Below are 16,673 nucleotides of genomic sequence, written 5' to 3' on the forward strand. Positions count from 1 at the left end.
GCGGCTCGCTCTCACCGCGCACAGCTCGACGACGACGGACCCGCCGTCCCGCCAGCTTGCTATGCGCTCAGAGCCCCGACCCGGGTCGCGAATTCCACCAGACCGTCCGCCGACGCGCCCGCCCAGCCCACATAGCCGTCCGGGCGGATGAGGAAGACGCCGGTGCCGTACGCCTCGTACGGCGGGATGCGGACCGCCGGGAACGGGACCGTTGGCAGCTCCACGTCGGTGCCGACCGTCAGCAGCGTCCAGTGTGTGCCCCGGAACGCGTCGAAGAGGCGTACGCCGCCCCGGCGGCCGTCCGGGGCACGGTCACCCGCGTGCAGCGTGTCCTCGGGAAGGCACGGACGGGTCTCCACGGCCAACGACGACTTACGGTAGCCGAGGCCCAACTGCTGGGTCGCTCGGCCCCGGCGGACCTCACCGTGGTGCACACGGGTCGACAGGATCAGCATGTCGGCGGCGTTCGGCAGCCGCTCCTCCTCGTACGTGTCGAGCAAGGCCTCCGGCGCCCCGCAGGACAGCATCGCGCCGAGCTTCCAGCCCAGGTTGTACGCGTCCTGGACGCTGGTGTTCAGGCCCTGACCGCCCGCGGGCGAGTGCACGTGCGCGGCGTCGCCCGCGAGGAACACCCGGCCCACCCGGAACCGGTCCGCCAGCGCCGCCCGCAGCCGGAACTCGGACGCCCAACGCACCTCGGGCACTTGACGTTTAGTCAGGTGGGAGCGCGCGGCGACCACCCTGCGAATGCCGTCCAGGGACGTGTCGATGGCCGAACCGTGGGGAAACTGCGCGATGAGCTGGAAGTCGTCCGTGCCGACCAGCGGACACAGGCCCAGCAGGCCCTCGCCGGTCTCCTGGGCGGGCGGGAAGATGTGCCAGTTGTCGCGGTCCAGTCCGCTGACCCGGACGTCCGCCACCAGCATCGGGTTCGGGTCCACGGTCTCGCCCGTCATCCCGACGCCGAGCAGTCGGCGCACCGCCGAGCGTCCCCCGTCGGCGGCGACCGCGTACCGCGCCCGCACCGTGGTGCCGGTCGCCAACTCGGCGGTCACCCCGTCCGCGTCCTGGGCCAGGCCCACCACCTCCTGCCCGAAGGCGACCCGACCGCCCAACTCGCGCAGCCGCTCGTACAGCACCTCCTGGGTGCGCCACTGCGGCAGCATCCATGATCCGGCGTACGGCTCGGCCTCCGACGGCTCGGTGGCGTCGAACAGGGTTTGCTCGCCCTGCCGTTCGCCGTCCTTCCAGATCATGTTCGCCGGGTAGGGGCCGCCCGCCGCGCGGACCTGGGCCACGACGCCGAGGTCGTCGAGGACTTCCAGCGTGCGCGGCTGGAGCCCCTTGCCGCGCGAGCCGGGGAACAGGGCCGGGCCGCGTTCGACGACCAGCGCGTCCACGCCGCGCCGGGCGAGGTCGACGGCGAGCGTGAGGCCGGTGGGGCCGGCGCCGACGATCAGCACGTCGACGTGCGTGCTTGTCTCCAGGAGAGCCATGAGATCTCCTTAACTTTGTTAAGTTGACGATTCGAAGTCTGCCCTTAACGGCGTTAAGCTGTCAACCGTGACCCCTCAGAGAACTCCGAAGCTCGACCGGAAGCTGGTCGCCGAGACGGCGCTGACACTCCTCAACGAGGTGGGCCTCGAAGGCCTCACTCTTCGTGCGATCGCCAGGGAACTGGACGTCAAGGCCCCTGCTTTGTACTGGCACTTCAAGGACAAGCAGGCGCTGCTCGACGAGATGGCGACAGAGATGATGCGGCGGATGCGGCTAGGCACGGTGCGGCCGGAGGGGGACTGGCGGGAAGCGTTCCGCGCGACGATGCGCGCCCTGCGCGAGCACCTGCTGCGGTACCGCGACGGCGCCAAGGTCTACAGCGGCACGCGGTTCACCGACACCTCGTACGCGGAGGGACTGGAAGCCAGTCTTCGCATGCTGACGGAGGCGGGCTTCACACAGGCGGCGGCGGCCCGCGCCTGGTTCACGGCATGCAGCTACACGATCGGCTTTGTCATCGAGGAACAGGCCGTGGGACCCAACCCGTTCGAGGGCACCGAAGGCTACGACGTCGACGCCCGCGCGGAGCGCCTGGCGGCCTATCCGCTCGCCGCGCAGGCCGGCCGTGAGATGTTCCAGGACTTCGACCGTGGCTTCGAGAAGGGCCTGGACGCGGTCCTGGCAGGCATCGAAGCGACACTGTCCAGTTAGCCCGCCGCGGCGGATACGAGTTCACCCGCCCGACTGCATGCGCCACGCCCCAGCGTCAGCGCGCCGTCGGGCCCGTTGCGCACCCTGCCCCAGCTTCGCCCGTGCCACCCCGAGGACACCTCACTCCCAGCCGCGAGCCACCGCCGCCAAGGCGTCGGCGACCCGTTGGCGGGACGCCGGATCGGCTCGTACGGTGAAGCTGTTCTCGACGTGCAGGAACGGGACCCCGTTGTCCGCCGCCTTGTTGCCCTGCGCGTTCGTGGTGCCTTCGAGGCCGCTGCAGCGTTCCCGCCAGACGCGGCAGACCCGGAACCCCTTGTCCGACAGGAGGCGGGCCGCCTCGCGCACCGGGCGGCTGGGCTCGGCGGGGCCGGGGGAGACGATGACGTCGTGGTCGGGGGAACTGGCGTCGGCGAAGCCGTGCACCTGGATCGCGGGCAGGCCGCGTGCCACCAGCATGTCGCACACCGCGCCGAAGACGGAGTCCTCCCGATGCGCCACATCGGCGGCGTTCCCCTCGCCCGCGTTGCGCGGTGCGCCCGCCAGGACCAGAACTCCGCCCGGCGCCCTGGTGAACAGGTCGCCGGCGAGCAGTTCCGTGTACAGGTCGGAGCGCGGATGCGGGGCCTGCACGTTCCAGCGCACCGGGTGCGCCAGGTCGACGTACACCCAGCCCCAGCCCCGGTGCGTCGCGGGTGATTCGGCGACCTCGGCGACCTCGCGGTCCGTGCCGGACACGCGAAGGGTGCGCACCGTGTAGCCGACGGTGGCGAGTCGTTGGCGCGCGGCGTCGAGGCGTCTGTCCAGGACCAGCGCGACACCGGTCGCGATCGCCCTCCGCTCCCCGCGGTCAGGTATCCGGTAGCCCCCTTCCTTGGGAAGGCCGGAGATGTGCTCGCCTATGCGCCGGGTCAGATCGATGGTTTGGGACGGGGGCACGGACTTCCCTTCCTGAGCGCTGCGCGACTGCCAGATGACGACGGTGCCCACCGCCGCCACGGCAAGGGCGGTGATGAGTGTGACGGCGCGCCAGCGCGGGCGCCAGAGGGAAGGAGAACGCACGGAGAAAGACCCTACACACCAATAGCGACGGCGTGATGTGTGCCACAAACCGACCGTGTTCACACGGGCTTTATGCCCGTCAACTGTGCGGCGGAAATAGGAGGGTTGGGGAATCCGCCGTGCTGTGCATTGTGCGTTGGGAGGCCGCGGCGCGTGACTGCCAACTGATCGCGGTCGAGTTCCCGATGCTGTTCGGCCACCAGGCCCTCGGCTACATCGTCCTCGGGCTGATCGCCTACCAACTGGTGCGCCAACCGCCCCGCGCGACCCTGCTGTCCACCACCGCGGTCACCCTCGGCGCATATGTCGTCCTCGCGGCTGGGCTGCTGATGGGCGCCCTGCCGGCGGTGTGACCACAGCTACCGAGAGAGAGCCCGACAGACATGGCCACATCCCCGCGCAAGGGCGGCAACCGGCTGTCCATCGCCCTGGTCTCGACGCTCGCCGTCACGGGAGCGGTCCTCGGCTACGAACTGCATCGGCATCTATCTCGGCCTGGACACCGACGGCCATCCGCGGTTCATCTCCAGCCGGGAGGAGAACAACGGCCCCACCTTCGGCGACATCGGCCGCACGGCCCGGCTCGACGGCAACGGCTTCTACGCCTCGGGCCTGCGCAACGCCAAGCGCCTGTAGGCGGGTTCGGCGGTCAGCGGTGCGCTGACCGCCTGGCGCACCGCTACGGGTTGATGCCGTCGTACTGCACGACCCGGTACGGCGACTGCCCCTGCTGTCCGTTCCACTGCGACACGATCAGGGTCAGTGACGTCGCGCCGGCGCTGCCCGGATGGATGTATCCGCCGTAGAGGTAAGGGAGTTGGGGCTTGCCCCAGTGGCTCACCGGCCAGGTGTTGTTGCCCACGATCTGCACCTTGGGAGCGGTCCACACGGCGTCCGGGCGGGGTGCGGTGCGGGTGCAGATCGAGTAGTCGGTCACGTCGAAGTAGCTCATGCAGTAGGTGTTGCCGACGCGTTTGACGGAGAACTCACCGATGTTGTTTCCCGTCAGGATCGGCGACGGCGCGGCCGAGGTGGTCCACTGCCACGACGCGCCCACGTAGGCCCAGTTCTGCTGGGCGCCGAAGTTGCCGTTCCGGAAGTCGCCCGGCTGGATGCGGAACAGCTGGATCGCTCCGCCGTCGGCGGTGTTCCTGTGGGTTCCGTTCCACCGCTTCGAGAAGATGTACAGCCAGCCGTCGGGATCGATGCCGGCGAACGACCACATGCCGTACATGGACTGGTTCACCCCCTGGGTGTCACCGGCCCAGTGGTAGGGGTAGTCGTTCCACGTCACGCCGTAGTCGTCGGAGTAGGCCACGCCGGACATCAGCGAGCCGTCGTAACCCGCGGGCGGACCCCAGACGGCAACGGACGTGTACTGGATGTACGTACGGCCGCCGAACTCGATGCAGTCGTTCGGAATCCGGCTGACCTCGAAGCCGTACCCGTTGTCGGCGTTGTGCTGGTAGTCGAACAACTGGCGGGCACCGCCCCCGGTGGGCATGGCCCAGGTGAACGAGATCGGTGCCGCGCCGGAGGAGTCGAACCTGTCCTGGCACAGCATCACCGGCGACCCGAGATAGCCGCCGCTCTGCCCGGCTCCGGACCAGGAGTCACCGAAGACGTAGCCCCAGCTGTTGTCGTGCTCCCGGTGGTACGGGATGGCGAGATCCCCGGATCCCAGCCCCTGACCGCTCGCGGAGTCACCGGGCTGGTCGCACAACGGCGCGCCGCTTTGGGCCATCGGCCGCATCCGGGCGCGGGAGTCCGCGGCGGCGGGCACGGCGCCCAGCGCGCTGGTGCCCAGGGCAAGGCCCACGCCGGCCCTGAGTACGGATCGGCGGCTGGCCGGGCGCTGGTCCGGCCGCGAGGTGTTGGACATCGGTCAATCCTCCAGGTGTGCGGTGCCCGACGCGGCGGGCCGTCTGCCGTCGGGGGTCAGCTGGTCGTGGTGAACGCGCCGCGCAGGTGGCTCATGTAGTCGGCGACGGCGGGGGCCCAGCATCCGTAGTTGTGCCCGCCGTCGCAGGTGGAGGCCAGGGCCGAACCGTTGCCGTAGTCGACGAGGCGGCTGGGGTAGCCGAGCTTGTCCAGACCTGACTTGACGTTCTGGGCGGCGATCTCGGTGAAGTTGTCGATGGGACCCTGGTTGCCGGTGTAGAGCGTCACGTCGACTCCGGCGAGCTTGGCCAGGTTGGCCGGGGCGGCGGGGTTGACCTCGTTCCAGATGTGATCGGCGTTCAGGACCGGGTACGGGGAGCCGAAGATCGCGTCGCTGTCGACGTAGGGGCCGTAACCGGTGCACTGGCCGGTGCCCGAGGAGCTGGATGTGCTGACGGCACACCACGCGCCGGTGAGGTTGAGCTCGGTGGCCAGGACGGCCCCGCGCACCGCCGGCATGCCGAAGTCGATGCCGCCTGACAGGGAGGCGACATGGCCGAACACGTCGGAGTGGGACTCGGCGTAGTGCAGTGCGCCGTAACCGCCCATCGACACGCCGGTGACAGCCCGGTGGCCCTTGTCGGCGATGGTGCGCAGATTGGCGTCGATGAAGGGGACGACCTGGTCGATGTGGAAGGTCTCCCAGTTCGCCGCGCCCGCGGCGGTGTTCTGCATGAGCCAGTCGGCGTACCAGCCCTTCAGGCCGCCGTCCGGGACCACGGTGATCGCCGAGTCGGAACGCAGCGCCGGGGCGGCCGCGGCGTCGTCCACCGTTCCGCCGCCACCGTGCAGGAAGTAGACCACCGGCCACCGCTTGCTGGGATCGGCCGCGTAGTCACGGGGAAGGAAGACGCGGATCTTGTGCTGGCCGGACAGCTGTTGGCTGGTCACGGTGATGGTGAAGTCGGTGGCGGAGCGCACCTCGGTGGCGCCGGAGACCTGGGTCAGGCCGTAGCCGTTGGTGAAGCTCGGGATCGAGGGGGCGTCGGCGTGTGCGACCGGCCCGGCGAACACGGTCAGCGCCGCCAGCGCGGTCGCGGCGGCGGCCGTTTTGGCGCGCAACGGGAAACGGCTCCGTGCGCCGGTCAGCAGCGGTCTCATGAGACGTTCTCCTTCCAACAGGGGTGGTCAGTGGGTGCGATGCGGGCGTCGTGGGAGGGGCGGGGCGGTCTACGGGTTGTCGGTGACGTGGAAGCCCGCACCGTAGACGCCGGGGTGGGCGGCGTCCCGGGCGCGCAGGTCGGCGAGGATGTTCGCCGAACTGGTGTAGACGAACGGCGGGACGCCCGCGACGACGGCTTTGGTGATGCCGGCCCAGGGTCCTGCCGCCTGGAAGTTGTTCTGGGCCGAGGGGTAGGCGCTGCCGGGCACGTGCCAGATCGCCGGGCCTCCCGAGTCGCCGTCCTTGTGCGCGGCCCAGGACTGGTAGACGCCCTTGGAGTTGTCGGTGATGCGCCCGTAGTAGACGCCGAGTTGACCGGAGACCACCAGCTCGTTGTCGTCCAACAAGCCGGCGCCGAGCAGGCGTTCGTCGTCCAGCGGCGGGGTGAGGGCATTGGGGCTGGGCTGCCCGCCGGCGGCCTCCACCTCGCCCGTCTCCTTCAGGTACGGCCCCTGCGAGGAGGGCGTAACGGCGGGCACCAGCTCGATGATCATGTAGTCCTTGGTGGGATGCCCCACCGTCGAGCCCTCGGGGTCCTTGAAGTACCGCACGTACCCGATGGGGCCGAACGCGACGTCGCCGCGGTCGTAGACGGGCTGGATGTTCTCGGGGATGTCACGGTCGGAGTACCTCTTGTCGGGACGCAGGCAGTGACCCGCCGAGATGGCGATCTCGCGCCCGTACTTGTCGGTGCCGACCGCCCCGATCGTGCAGAAGGCATTGGGCATGTCCGGGCTGAAGATGATCTGCATGGCGTTGAAGACACGCTTCCCGGATCCGGCCTGGGCGGCTGACGCGCCCGTGACGCCGGTCATGGCCAGCAGCACCCCGAGGGCTCCGGCCAGGACGCCGGCAACTCGTCTTTTGCGCACGCGCTTTCCTTTCAACGGCTTTGAGCGGTGGGCGGGCAGGCGGTGTCTGCCTCCTCGCGCGGAGGGGCTTCCCGCCTGTGGGCCGGGCCCATTCAAACCGGCCTCGCGTACTCCGTCCCGGCCGGGCGACCTCGTCGGATAAATTCCTGACAATCGCTGGACATCGCACTCCCCCCGCGACCAGACCGTTGCAGGGGGGAATGAAAAAGGAATGAAAGTTGGGACGTCAGGAAAGGCCACTTGATCCCCTGCGCGGGCCGCTGGCCAGATTCGCCCACGACCTGCGGGAGTTACGCCGCCAAGCCGGCAGCCCGCCCTACCGCCTGCTCGCCGCGCGTACCCACTACTCGGCTTCCACCCTGGCCGCTGCCGCCGCCGGACACCGCCTGCCGAGTGCCGCCGTGCTGGCCGCCTTCGTGAACGCCTGTGGCGGCGACCCGGAGTACTGGGAACAGCGCCGCCTCGACACCCACAACCTCATAACCCGCCCACCCGCATCGCTCCCCGAGGGGGATGCGCACGCGGCTCCACCGGACGTCGCGGCCGCGAGCGACCACCGACCTGCCGGGCCGTCCGCCGAGGCGGAGCCGCGCCGCGTCCTCGGCTGGCGGCACCGGCTGCCGCCGCGGCGATGTGCCGGTCTCATCGCCGTGGTGACGTTCGGCGCGCTTGTGCTCGGTGACACGGCCCCACCAGGGGACACCCGGCCGAACACGGCAACGGCCGCCACCCGGCTGCGGGACGACGCGCGGTGGTTGCGCACCGACGCCGGCATCCCACCGCGCTACCGGCAACTGATCGTCCAGGCCGGCACCATGTGCGACGACCCGCAGGTCACTCCCGCACTGGTGGCGGCCATCCTCAAGGTGGAAAGCGGATTCGACCCCGACCTCAGCGACCCGGCCAGGGACGAGTACGGCATCGCCCGTTGGACACCGCGCGTCCTGCGGTACTACCTGCCGCCGAACAGGCAGGGAGCCGTCCCGAGACCACCGCTCACCCCTGAGGAGTCCATCCCCGCGCTGGGCAGGATGCTGTGCGCCATCGCCCCCGAACTCGAAGGTGTCCCGGGCGATCCCGCGCTCAACCTCGCCGCCGCCTACCGCACCGCCACCTGGGTCGTGCAACAGCAGGGCCCCGCGCTGAAGCGCATTCAGCCGTACGTCGACAGCGTCCACACCAACCTGCTCCGCTACCGGCCCGCGGCGAATCCCGCGTGATGCGGTCCGCCGTCCGTGTCGCTCCGCGCATCCCCTATCACGTCGGGGCCGTTACACCACAGCCCGCTTGACGGCGATGATCACTGATCGTGAGACTCGTCACACCGACGATCTTGGGGAGTGATCACCATGCGGACGATCCGTGATGTCGCCTTGACCGCCTCCGTCGCCGCCCTCGTGCTGGCGGGCATGTCCGCCACGAGCGCGAACGCGCGGCCCGCGCAGGGCGGCGGCAGTCAAGGCGCCTGTGCGGCGGGCCAGTTGTGCCTGTGGCCCAAAACGGGATACCGGGGGCAGCGGCAGACCGTCGAACTGGCCCAGATCGGCATCGAGCACTGTACGTCCCTGCCTGAAGGGGTGACGGAGGCCTCCCTGGCCAACCGGTTGGGACGGCCCGTCACGACGTACCAGAGCGAAACATGCGCGGAGACTGGGGAGTTCACCACGTACCCGTCGGGGACGTGGGTGCCCGAATCGCCGTTCGTCGTGCGGGCGTACAAGGTGTGGGAGAACTGACGGCCGTCGGCCTCGCGCCCACCACGCGGGTTTCGTTCGGGTCCCCGGCCGGTCCGTCGGCCGGGGACCCGGACAGGTGAGGACCACATGAGCGGCGGTGTGGCCCTGGCCTGTTCGCTGCGGTCCGTCCGCGGTTGAACCGCCAGGCGGCTCGGGAACCGCGAGGGACTCCTGCCCGGTCAGCCGGTGGTGCCCGTGCCGTCGGCGGTGCCCGCGGTGCTGCGACCGAAGAACTCCAGCTCCGCGATGGCGACTTCGGTCTTCGCCGAGGCGCCATAGGCGGATTCCAGGGTCAGCCGCAGCATCTGCACGTCCGAGCCCCGGACGGAGAACACCTGGAAGCCGGGGCGGTCGTCGAGGGTGATGCGCTGGACCGTGGTGGTGTTGTCGGCGTGGTAGAGGGTGACCTCCATCTCCAGGGGGCGGGCCTGCTGGAAGTAGACGTCCTGCTGGGTACTGGTTCCCGGAGTGATACCGAGGTCCAGCAGGTGCACCGGGCGGCCGAAGTCGGCGGTGATGTACTGACCGCCGCCGTTGCCGGCCACCCCGTCACCCCACCAGGTGTTGTTGTACCCGTCGTCCAGGTTGGACGCCTTGTGGCCGGGGTCGGAGTGGGAGGCCGTGATGGTCTGGGCGTGGATCGGGACCGGGTGGGTGAAGTGGTCCTCGATCGCGTTGACCGCCTGCCCGGTGTAGAGCACCAGACAGACGACCACGGCCACCGCGATCGCCGCGCGGACCGCCCAGACCGGCCAGCGGGCCCGCAGGCCGCGCAGGCGCGGCCGTTCACCGGCCATCGGGATGCGCTCGGGCCCCTTGGCACCGCGCCGGAAGATGCGGCGCCACCACGGCGGCGTCTCGGTGTGGCCGGTGACCGTGAGCAGAGCCGCGCAGCGGCGGCAGTAGTGCCGTGACTCGGGGTTCACGGTGCCGCAGACGGGGCAGGCCACCCCGTCGTACGGCTCCTCCTCCGGGGCGAGCCGGCGCACCCGGCGCGGTCGCTGCTGGTCGGCGCGACCGGGCAGCACCGGGCCCGCCGGGGTCTCCGGCTCGGACTGCCCGGCAGTGGGCTCCTGGACGGGGACGATGAGGGCGCGGGCGCGCTCGGTGCGGTCGATGATCTCGCCGTAGGGGGGCACCTCCTCGGTGGGTGGCTCCTCCTGCCGTTCCAGATGGTGGAGGTCGGGCCCGGTCGCGCCCGCTACGGGGGCCGGGGACGTGGTCCGGTACGGGTTGTCCGCCACCGGTTCGCCGACGGGAGGGATCGTCGGGAGCCCGTGGGCGAGCCGCGGGTCCACGGCGGGGGGCGCACTGGATGCGGGCGTGGTGGACGGCGTGCCCTTGGACTTGGGCGGTTGGTCGCCGCGTTGCCAGCGCAGGAACTCTCCGCACTCGGTGCAGAACGACTCGGTCTGTCCGGTCGCCCCGCACTCCGGACAGGTCATCGCCGTGTTTCCAGTCGCGTCGGTCATCACTGTTCTTTCGGTTGTCCGTTGTCCACGAGGGCCTGCGTACGGGGGTCTGCGGTGGGCGGCGGATCGGCCTCCCGCGGGGGCGCGGGCTCGGCGGGCGGCGGACCGAAGCCGGGTGGGGGAGGCGGACCGAAGCCGCCGGAGGGCGGCGACGGCAGGATCTCCACGCGGTACGGCACGTGCACCGGGCGGGCGGCGGCGACCAGTTCCTCCAGCAGGCGGCGGTCTATCGCCGAAGGATCGGGCACCCGCAGCCGCACCACGACACCGGGTACCGGCCCGCCGGGAAAGGCCCCCAGCGGGCGCGCCGACCAACTCGCGCCGCCGCTCTCCTCGATCTCCGGCCGCACCCCGAACGCCAGTCTGACCGCCTCCGCGAGCCCCGCCGCCGTACCGCGCACCCGGTGCAGCGCGGCCGCCGCGGCGACCGCCGCCCGCAGGCGCGCGCCGTTCGCTTCGGGACCGCTCTCCGCGCCGAGCCAACTGCCCAGCCAGAGCACGAAGTCCTCCGGGGCGAGGTCGGTGCGCAGGTAGGCGTCGAAGCAGTCGAGGGTGACCAGCAGTGGCGCCAGCAGATCGTCAAGTCCGGCCACCCAGCGCTGCATCAGATCGTCCTGGGCGAAGACCGCCGGGAGGCGTTCGCCCAGAGGATGGGGGCTGGGCAGGCCGTCGACGCCGCCGCGCGACGCACCCTCGGCAGAAGCGTTCACACAATCACCCGGACCCGGTGGTCGAAGGGGAAGACGAGCGCGCCCGCGGCGATCGTGATCCGGTCGGCCGCCTCGCCGCGCAACCCGGTCAGCGGATCGGCCGGGTGCAGCAGCACCTCGTCAACGAGTTCCACACCCGGCACCCGCTGTAGGACCGCGTACACCTCACCGGCGTGCACCGGGCGGCCGAACGGCCAGCCGGTCCCGTTCGGCCCGCCGGTGAGCGGGTCGAGGTAGCGGTACAGCGCCTCGTTCGCCGCCGCCCGGACCCTGTCGCCCGCGCTTCCGGCGAAGGCGTGCATCGTGGCGACCACGGTCACGCCCTGGTAGTACGGTGGACCGACGGCGAGCCGGGTGCCGATCGGGCGGCGATCGTCCAGGTACTCGGTGATCGTCGCCAACAGCTCGTCGTCCGGCACGAGTTGCTCGAAGCGCAGCCTGCCGCCGGGATCGGGCACCGCTCGCGGGACGACGAGGACCCGCACCGCGCCCGGCTCCTCGGGATCGGAGAGACAGCGCAGCCGGGCCACGCCGGGGGCGGCACGGCGGGCCAGCTCCTCGTAGTCGCGCTGGGTGACGGCGCGTTCCTGGGTGCGCAGGGTGATGGGGGCACGAAGCTTCGCCTCGTCGACGGTCTCGCCGTCCACCCCGCCGGTGGCGGACTCGCGGTTGATCACGCCCGCGATGTACGGGATGGAGCTGCGCAGCACGCAGATGGCGCCGCGTGCGACGTTGCCCCGGCGTCCGCCGCCGACCCGGTAGCTGGCCGCGCGGACCACGGCACCGCGCTGGGGTACGGCGCCGTACTGCCGCATGGTGCCGTCCGGTTGACGCACCGCCGGACCGAAGACCACCTCGCCCGTGGCCAGGTCGAGCCGGATGTGCCGATCGGTGGGGCTGGAGGCCGAGAAGTCGTCCACGACCTGCCAGGACCGCCAGCCCCCGTCCTCGTCGGAGGCACCAGTGCCTGGCGCGGCGGTCTGGATGAGCACCGGCGGATCGTCGGCGACGACCGGTGCGTGGGCGAGGACGTAGCGCTGCCCGGGCACGCCGGTGGACTCGCCCAGGATCTCCCCGCGCACCGTCTCGGCGTGTGTCACCGCGGTGGTGCCGCCGATGGTGAAGGCGCTCGCCGCGCGCACGGTCGGGCTCACCGAGTAGAACGGCTGGCCGGGTTCGGCGGCCACCACCCGACAGCGCAGCCAACCCGCCTCGCGGCGGCCGATACGGGTGCGCTCGTGTCCGCCGGGCACGTGCAACAGCACCTCGCCGGGGCGGTTGAGGCCACCGGTGCTGTCCTCCTCGACCTCGCAGAGCGCCCAGCCGTCCGCCGTCCACGCCTCCCAGCGCAACGGCGGCTGACGCGGGTCGACGCCGACGCCGTCCACCCGGCTGTCCAGGCGCAGCGCAACCAGGCAGTGCGGCACCGGGCCGGACAGGCCGAACAGGGCGGCGTCGCCGACCTGCGGCTCCTCCTGGAAGACGGCGAGGTCCCGCCCGGCGTCCAGCAGCTCGTTGGTGCGGTCCGCGGGCGCGCCGCCCGAGCCGTGCTGGACCAGCAGGGCGTCCAACGAGCAGGGCTCGACGCGCAGTTCGCCGGTGGTCGCGAAGACCACCGCCTCCTCGACCTCGGTGCGCCGGGTGGCCACCTCGGTGCCGGGCGGCAGCACGATCGGCTGCTCCTGCGGGGCGGACAGCCGGAACGTGACATCGGCGCGGGCGGCGGCGGGCGGAAAGAGGGTGAAGCCCAGCAGGTCCAGGAAGGCCAGGTAGTTCCGGTCGGGCACCCGGTTCAGCCGGTAGCTGACCTGGTCCACCATGTGCGCCACGGCCTCGATGAGGGTGACACCGGGGTCGGAGACGTTGTGGTCCGTCCACTCCGGACAGCGCCGCTGCACATAGCGCTTGGCGTCGTCCACGAACTGCTGGAAGCGACGGTCGTCGAGGTTGGGAGAGGGCAGCGCCATGCGCGGTTCACTACTTTCCGGCGGTTGCGGCCGGGAGCGCGGCAGCGGCGTCGGACGGATCGGTGCCGTCGGCCGCGCCAGGCTCCTCGTGCGAGGGGATGACGTAGAAGGGGAAGACCAGGCTGCGCGGGTTGTTGGTGCCGCGGATGGTGTAGCGGACGTCGATGTACAGCACGACCGCGCGTTCCGGGTCGGCGGAGACCTCCACGTCCAGCACCTCGATCCGCGGCTCCCAGCGGTCCAGGCAGGCGCGCACGTCGTGCGCGATCCGGCCCGCGGTGGAGCCGTTGACCGGAGCGAACACCAACTCGTGGATGGCGCAGCCGAACTCGGGCCGGGTGGGGCGCTCGCCCGGGGCGGTGGACAGGACGAGGCGGATCGCCTCCTCGACCTCCTGCTCGCCGGAGACCAGCGCGATGGCCCCGGAGGCGTCGGTACGCATCGGGAAGGCCCAGCCCGAGCCGACGAACTGGCCGCTCATGGGTGCGCTCCTCGCATAGTGCTGTGTTCCATCAGACGACTGGTGCTCCGTTCGCGGTGACCACGCCCTCCATGGAGACGGTCGTCGCCTCCGTGGAGACGGACGCCGCGGTGGTGTTGACCTCGGTGGCCTCCGTGGTGACCGCGGTCGCCGCGGTGTTCACCTCCACGGCGCTGAAGGAGAGTTCGGACTCCGAGCTGATGCTGACCACGGCCCCGCGCAGGGTGAGTGGGCCCTGGCTGGTGACCGAGACCGCCCTGGTGCCGGTGATGCTCACTTCGCCGTCGCTGCGGATGGTGATGGCGGTACCGGTCTGGTCCAGGTGCACCGTCATCGACTCGTCCCCGGTGCGCAGTCGTACGCCGCGCGGGGAGACCGGAGCGTCCAGCAACTCCAGCCGGTTGCCGCTGCGCGAGACCAGGCTGCGCCGGTTGACCCGGCCACTGGTGCCGTCGGTCAGCGGGACATCGTGCGGCGAGGGCTTGTCCCGCCCGTTGTAGAGCCCGCCCAGCACATAGGGGTGGTCGAGAGCGCCCCGGTCGAAGGCGACCAGCACCTCGTCGCCCACTTCGGGGCTGATCACGCCCCCGCCGCGGACGCCGCCGAACTGCACGGTGCGCGCCCAGTCGGAGACGTAGTCATCCGAGAGCCAGGGGAAGTTGAGCTTCACCCGGCCCTGCTCCAGCGGGTCCTTGACGTCGGTGACGGTGCCGATCACCACCCCGGACAGCCGCTGCTCCAGCGCCGCCCCGGACCCGGAACCGGAGGCCAGCCCGTACAGGGTGCGGTGCTGGCGGCCGCTGACGGTAAGCCAGGTGCGGTAGCCGGTTCCGGCGCTGAAGTGATGGCGTACGGCGGTCGCGGTGTAGCGGCCCTCGAACGGCACGCCCATGCCGTTGAGCGCGACGGGGACGCCCGGGCGCAGCCACGGGTCACCGCGCAACTCCGCCTCCAACTCGGCGAAGGCGGCGGCGGTGTCGGCGGCCAGCGCGTCGGCGGCGTGCTCCACCTCGGACTGGGTGTCGTAGGGAACGTCCGTGCCGAGGAGTTCGGCGGTGCCGAAGGGAGCCGCGGCGCTGCCGGGGGTGAGCCCGATCTTCAGCTCGTCGCTGTCCGCGGCGCTGACCCGGGCGGTGAGCGGACGCTTGGCGTGCACGTCCCAACCCCGTACCTGGACGTTCGTCACCTGGTCCGACGCGGTGACGCCGACCCGGCAGCGGATCAGGTTGCGGCCCTTCTCGACCACGTACGGGCTGGACTTGGCGGGCGTGCTGGGCGCGGGCGCGCCCGAGGCGGGCTTGGGCTGCACGAACTGGAACTCGCCCTGGTCGGTGAAGACCACCTCGGCGTCGTTCTCGTCGGCCAGCCGGTTGAGGAACTCCCAGTCCGACACGCCAGGTTGGGTGACCAACTGGTAGACGGTCGCCGTGGAATCGACACGGCCGACGGTGAGGCCGTGTTGCGCCGCGATCCGGCGGGCGATGTCGGAGGCGGTCATCTCCCGGTATCCGGCCACCCGGCGGCCGCGCAGCAGACGGTGGCCGAAGTCCAGCCCACGGACCACGGTGAACGCCCCGGCCCCGTCGAAGTCCGTTTCCAGCGCGGTGACTTCGCCGGTGAGGAGCGGCTTTCCGGAGTCCTTGCCGTCGGCCAGCCCGCGCAGTACGGCGCGTGAACCGATCCTGACGCCCAGCGCGGCCAGCACCTGGTGGTGCGGGTCCTGGAAGGTCAGCTGGAAGGCCGCCGGGACATTGACGCTGGCGTCCACCCAGCCCTCTACCAGCAGGGATGCCAGGGCCGAGGTCAGCGGGCGGCCGTCCAGGGTGACCTGGAGAACCTCGGTGTACGGAGTCTCACTCATGGCTCGGCGCCAACTCCTCGGCCGCGGGCAGCAGTAGTTCGCTGCCGGGGGAGAGGACCATGGGGTCGTCGATGCCGTTGGCCTCGGCGATGGCCCGCCAGGCACCGGGATCGCCGTACTCGCGCCACGCGAGGGACTGCAGCGAGTCCCCGGCGACGGTGCGGTGCACACGGCGGGCGGTGAGCGCGCCCGAGGTCGGGTTCTGGCCGGGGGTCTGGCCGGGCACCTCCTGCAACGTCAACGAGCATGTGGCACGCAGCGGTTCGCCGCCCGGCGAGAAGACCGTGTAGCTGACGTCGACCGAGGTGACACAGGCGTCGAAGCCGATGGAGGAGAAGGTTCCCCACTCCATGCGCACCCACGGTGGTGAAGGCGCCTTGCGGGACAGGCTGGCCTCGGTCGGCTCGCAGCAGGCGAGCAGGGTCTCCACCCGGCTGCGGACACCGCTGCTCCCTGGCTGGTCCGAGGCGTCCAGCAGGACCTGGACGGAGAGCACCCGCGGGTCCGCGTTGAGGAACTGCGGCGGTGAGGTGCGCTGGAACCCGATCGCCCGGCCCGGCTCCCAGCTCGCGCTCTTGCGCAGGTCGATGGTGGACGGGTTGTACTGCAGGGGCAGTTCGGCGAGGAGCCCGCCGGGCCCCGCGGTCACATCGGTGGGCGGCTCGTACACCCGGAGCGAGGCGCGCCGCATGCCGCCGCCGGTGGTGCTGGATGAACTGGGGGACATCAGGCCGCTCCGGCGTCGGTGAAGCCGTGGTGGGTGATCTCAAGGGTCTCGGTGGCCACCGCGGGGGAGGCCGGGTCCAGTGACGGTCCCTGCCAGCGCACCGGCAGCACCTCCAGCAGTCCCCACTGGGCGACCTGGCTGCCGTCCGCGCGCAGGGCGACGATCTGCGCGGTGGGACGGCGGATTCCGGTGGCGATGGAGGAGATCCAGCTGGTCACCTTGGCGGTCTCGTGGGTCAGCGGCCGGGAGAGGCGGATGGTGGAGTGACGTACCCGCGTGGGGAGTTGCCAGACGTGGCCGTTGTTCCCGCCTTCCTCCCACTGCTGCACCTCGACCTCCGCGGCGAGGCCCTCGCAGCTGTTGAAGAGACCGAGGTCCAGCCCGTCGATGGTGAGCCGGAAGAAGATGGAGGACCCGGGGTCCTGCTGGGCGGTGGTCACGTCGTGCTCCTGGTGGGGATGGTGGGGTTGCTGG

General features: G+C 71.2%; 15 protein-coding genes and 1 pseudogene. 4 read left to right on the forward strand and 12 right to left on the reverse strand.

From position 1 onward, the window contains the following. Nucleotides 1–59: 59 nt before the first annotated feature. Nucleotides 60–1,496, reverse strand: a complete 1,437-nt coding sequence (locus O5O46_RS22720) for an FAD-dependent oxidoreductase (protein WP_269857389.1) — start codon at nucleotides 1,494–1,496, stop codon at nucleotides 60–62. A gap of 67 nt (nucleotides 1,497–1,563) precedes the next feature. On the opposite strand from O5O46_RS22720, the gene O5O46_RS22725 reads away from it, so the two are divergent. Then, nucleotides 1,564–2,208: a TetR/AcrR family transcriptional regulator C-terminal domain-containing protein gene (locus O5O46_RS22725; RefSeq protein ID WP_269857390.1), complete on the forward strand. Its 645-nt coding sequence runs from the start codon at nucleotides 1,564–1,566 to the stop codon at nucleotides 2,206–2,208. 120 nt (nucleotides 2,209–2,328) lie between these two features. On the opposite strand, the gene O5O46_RS22730 is transcribed toward O5O46_RS22725, so the two are convergent. Continuing rightward, a complete protein-coding gene (locus O5O46_RS22730; protein ID WP_269857391.1) occupies nucleotides 2,329–3,270 on the reverse strand; it encodes a hypothetical protein in 942 nt (313 codons plus the stop codon). A 119-nt stretch (nucleotides 3,271–3,389) separates the two neighbouring features. On the opposite strand from O5O46_RS22730, the gene O5O46_RS22735 reads away from it, so the two are divergent. Continuing rightward, a complete protein-coding gene (locus tag O5O46_RS22735; RefSeq protein ID WP_443072600.1) occupies nucleotides 3,390–3,623 on the forward strand; it encodes a hypothetical protein in 234 nt (77 codons plus the stop codon). A 326-nt stretch (nucleotides 3,624–3,949) separates the two neighbouring features. Here the strand turns inward: O5O46_RS22735 and O5O46_RS22740 are convergent, their stop codons facing one another. From O5O46_RS22740 to O5O46_RS22750, 3 genes are all read right to left on the reverse strand, one after another. Beyond that, entirely contained in the window at nucleotides 3,950–5,152 is a 1,203-nt protein-coding gene (locus tag O5O46_RS22740; protein WP_269857392.1) for a DUF4185 domain-containing protein, read from the reverse strand. A gap of 56 nt (nucleotides 5,153–5,208) precedes the next feature. Beyond that, entirely contained in the window at nucleotides 5,209–6,312 is a 1,104-nt protein-coding gene (locus O5O46_RS22745; RefSeq protein WP_269857393.1) for an alpha/beta hydrolase, read from the reverse strand. Nucleotides 6,313–6,381: 69 nt separating this feature from the next. Continuing rightward, a complete protein-coding gene (locus O5O46_RS22750; protein ID WP_269857394.1) occupies nucleotides 6,382–7,245 on the reverse strand; it encodes a hypothetical protein in 864 nt (287 codons plus the stop codon). Between the two features lie 218 nt (nucleotides 7,246–7,463). Here O5O46_RS22750 and O5O46_RS35380 point away from each other — a divergent pair, with 218 nt between their 5' ends. Continuing rightward, the gene (locus O5O46_RS35380) at nucleotides 7,464–8,465 is read left to right on the forward strand and encodes a helix-turn-helix domain-containing protein (RefSeq protein ID WP_333482420.1); all 1,002 of its coding nucleotides are present in this window, start codon (nucleotides 7,464–7,466) and stop codon (nucleotides 8,463–8,465) included. Between the two features lie 129 nt (nucleotides 8,466–8,594). Continuing rightward, complete coding sequence (locus O5O46_RS22760; protein WP_443072601.1) at nucleotides 8,595–8,981, forward strand: peptidase inhibitor family I36 protein; 387 nt, start codon at nucleotides 8,595–8,597, stop codon at nucleotides 8,979–8,981. Between the two features lie 179 nt (nucleotides 8,982–9,160). Here O5O46_RS22760 and O5O46_RS22765 read toward each other — a convergent pair whose 3' ends face one another. The 7 genes and pseudogenes from O5O46_RS22765 to O5O46_RS22795 all read right to left on the reverse strand — a co-directional run bounded on the left by O5O46_RS22765 (nucleotide 9,161) and on the right by O5O46_RS22795 (nucleotide 16,639). Beyond that, nucleotides 9,161–10,453 (reverse strand): NADase-type glycan-binding domain-containing protein, encoded by a 1,293-nt coding sequence (locus O5O46_RS22765; protein ID WP_269857395.1) that lies wholly within the window; start codon nucleotides 10,451–10,453, stop codon nucleotides 9,161–9,163. Nucleotides 10,454–10,611: 158 nt separating this feature from the next. Continuing rightward, nucleotides 10,612–11,163, reverse strand: a pseudogene (locus O5O46_RS22770) (phage tail protein); the annotation flags it as partial. Next, the gene (locus O5O46_RS22775; RefSeq protein WP_269857396.1) at nucleotides 11,160–13,130 is read right to left on the reverse strand and encodes a putative baseplate assembly protein; all 1,971 of its coding nucleotides are present in this window, start codon (nucleotides 13,128–13,130) and stop codon (nucleotides 11,160–11,162) included. The gene O5O46_RS22775 and the pseudogene O5O46_RS22770, both read right to left, overlap by 4 nt. A gap of 10 nt (nucleotides 13,131–13,140) precedes the next feature. Next, nucleotides 13,141–13,611 (reverse strand): GPW/gp25 family protein, encoded by a 471-nt coding sequence (locus O5O46_RS22780; RefSeq protein WP_269857397.1) that lies wholly within the window; start codon nucleotides 13,609–13,611, stop codon nucleotides 13,141–13,143. A 31-nt stretch (nucleotides 13,612–13,642) separates the two neighbouring features. Beyond that, nucleotides 13,643–15,472: a VgrG-related protein gene (locus tag O5O46_RS22785; protein WP_269857398.1), complete on the reverse strand. Its 1,830-nt coding sequence runs from the start codon at nucleotides 15,470–15,472 to the stop codon at nucleotides 13,643–13,645. Next, nucleotides 15,465–16,199 carry a CIS tube protein gene (locus tag O5O46_RS22790; protein WP_269857399.1) on the reverse strand — a complete coding sequence of 245 codons (735 nt, stop codon included), beginning with the start codon at nucleotides 16,197–16,199 and terminating at the stop codon, nucleotides 15,465–15,467. The genes O5O46_RS22785 and O5O46_RS22790 overlap by 8 nt, the downstream gene beginning before the upstream one ends. Next, complete coding sequence (locus tag O5O46_RS22795; RefSeq protein ID WP_269857400.1) at nucleotides 16,199–16,639, reverse strand: phage tail protein; 441 nt, start codon at nucleotides 16,637–16,639, stop codon at nucleotides 16,199–16,201. Before O5O46_RS22795 ends, O5O46_RS22790 begins: the two co-directional genes overlap by 1 nt. Nucleotides 16,640–16,673: the final 34 nt, after the last annotated feature.

Origin of the sequence: Streptomyces sp. RPT161 (assembly GCF_027533845.1) — a bacterium.
GTDB classification, from domain to species: Bacteria; Actinomycetota; Actinomycetes; order Streptomycetales; family Streptomycetaceae; genus Streptantibioticus_A; species Streptantibioticus_A silvisoli_A.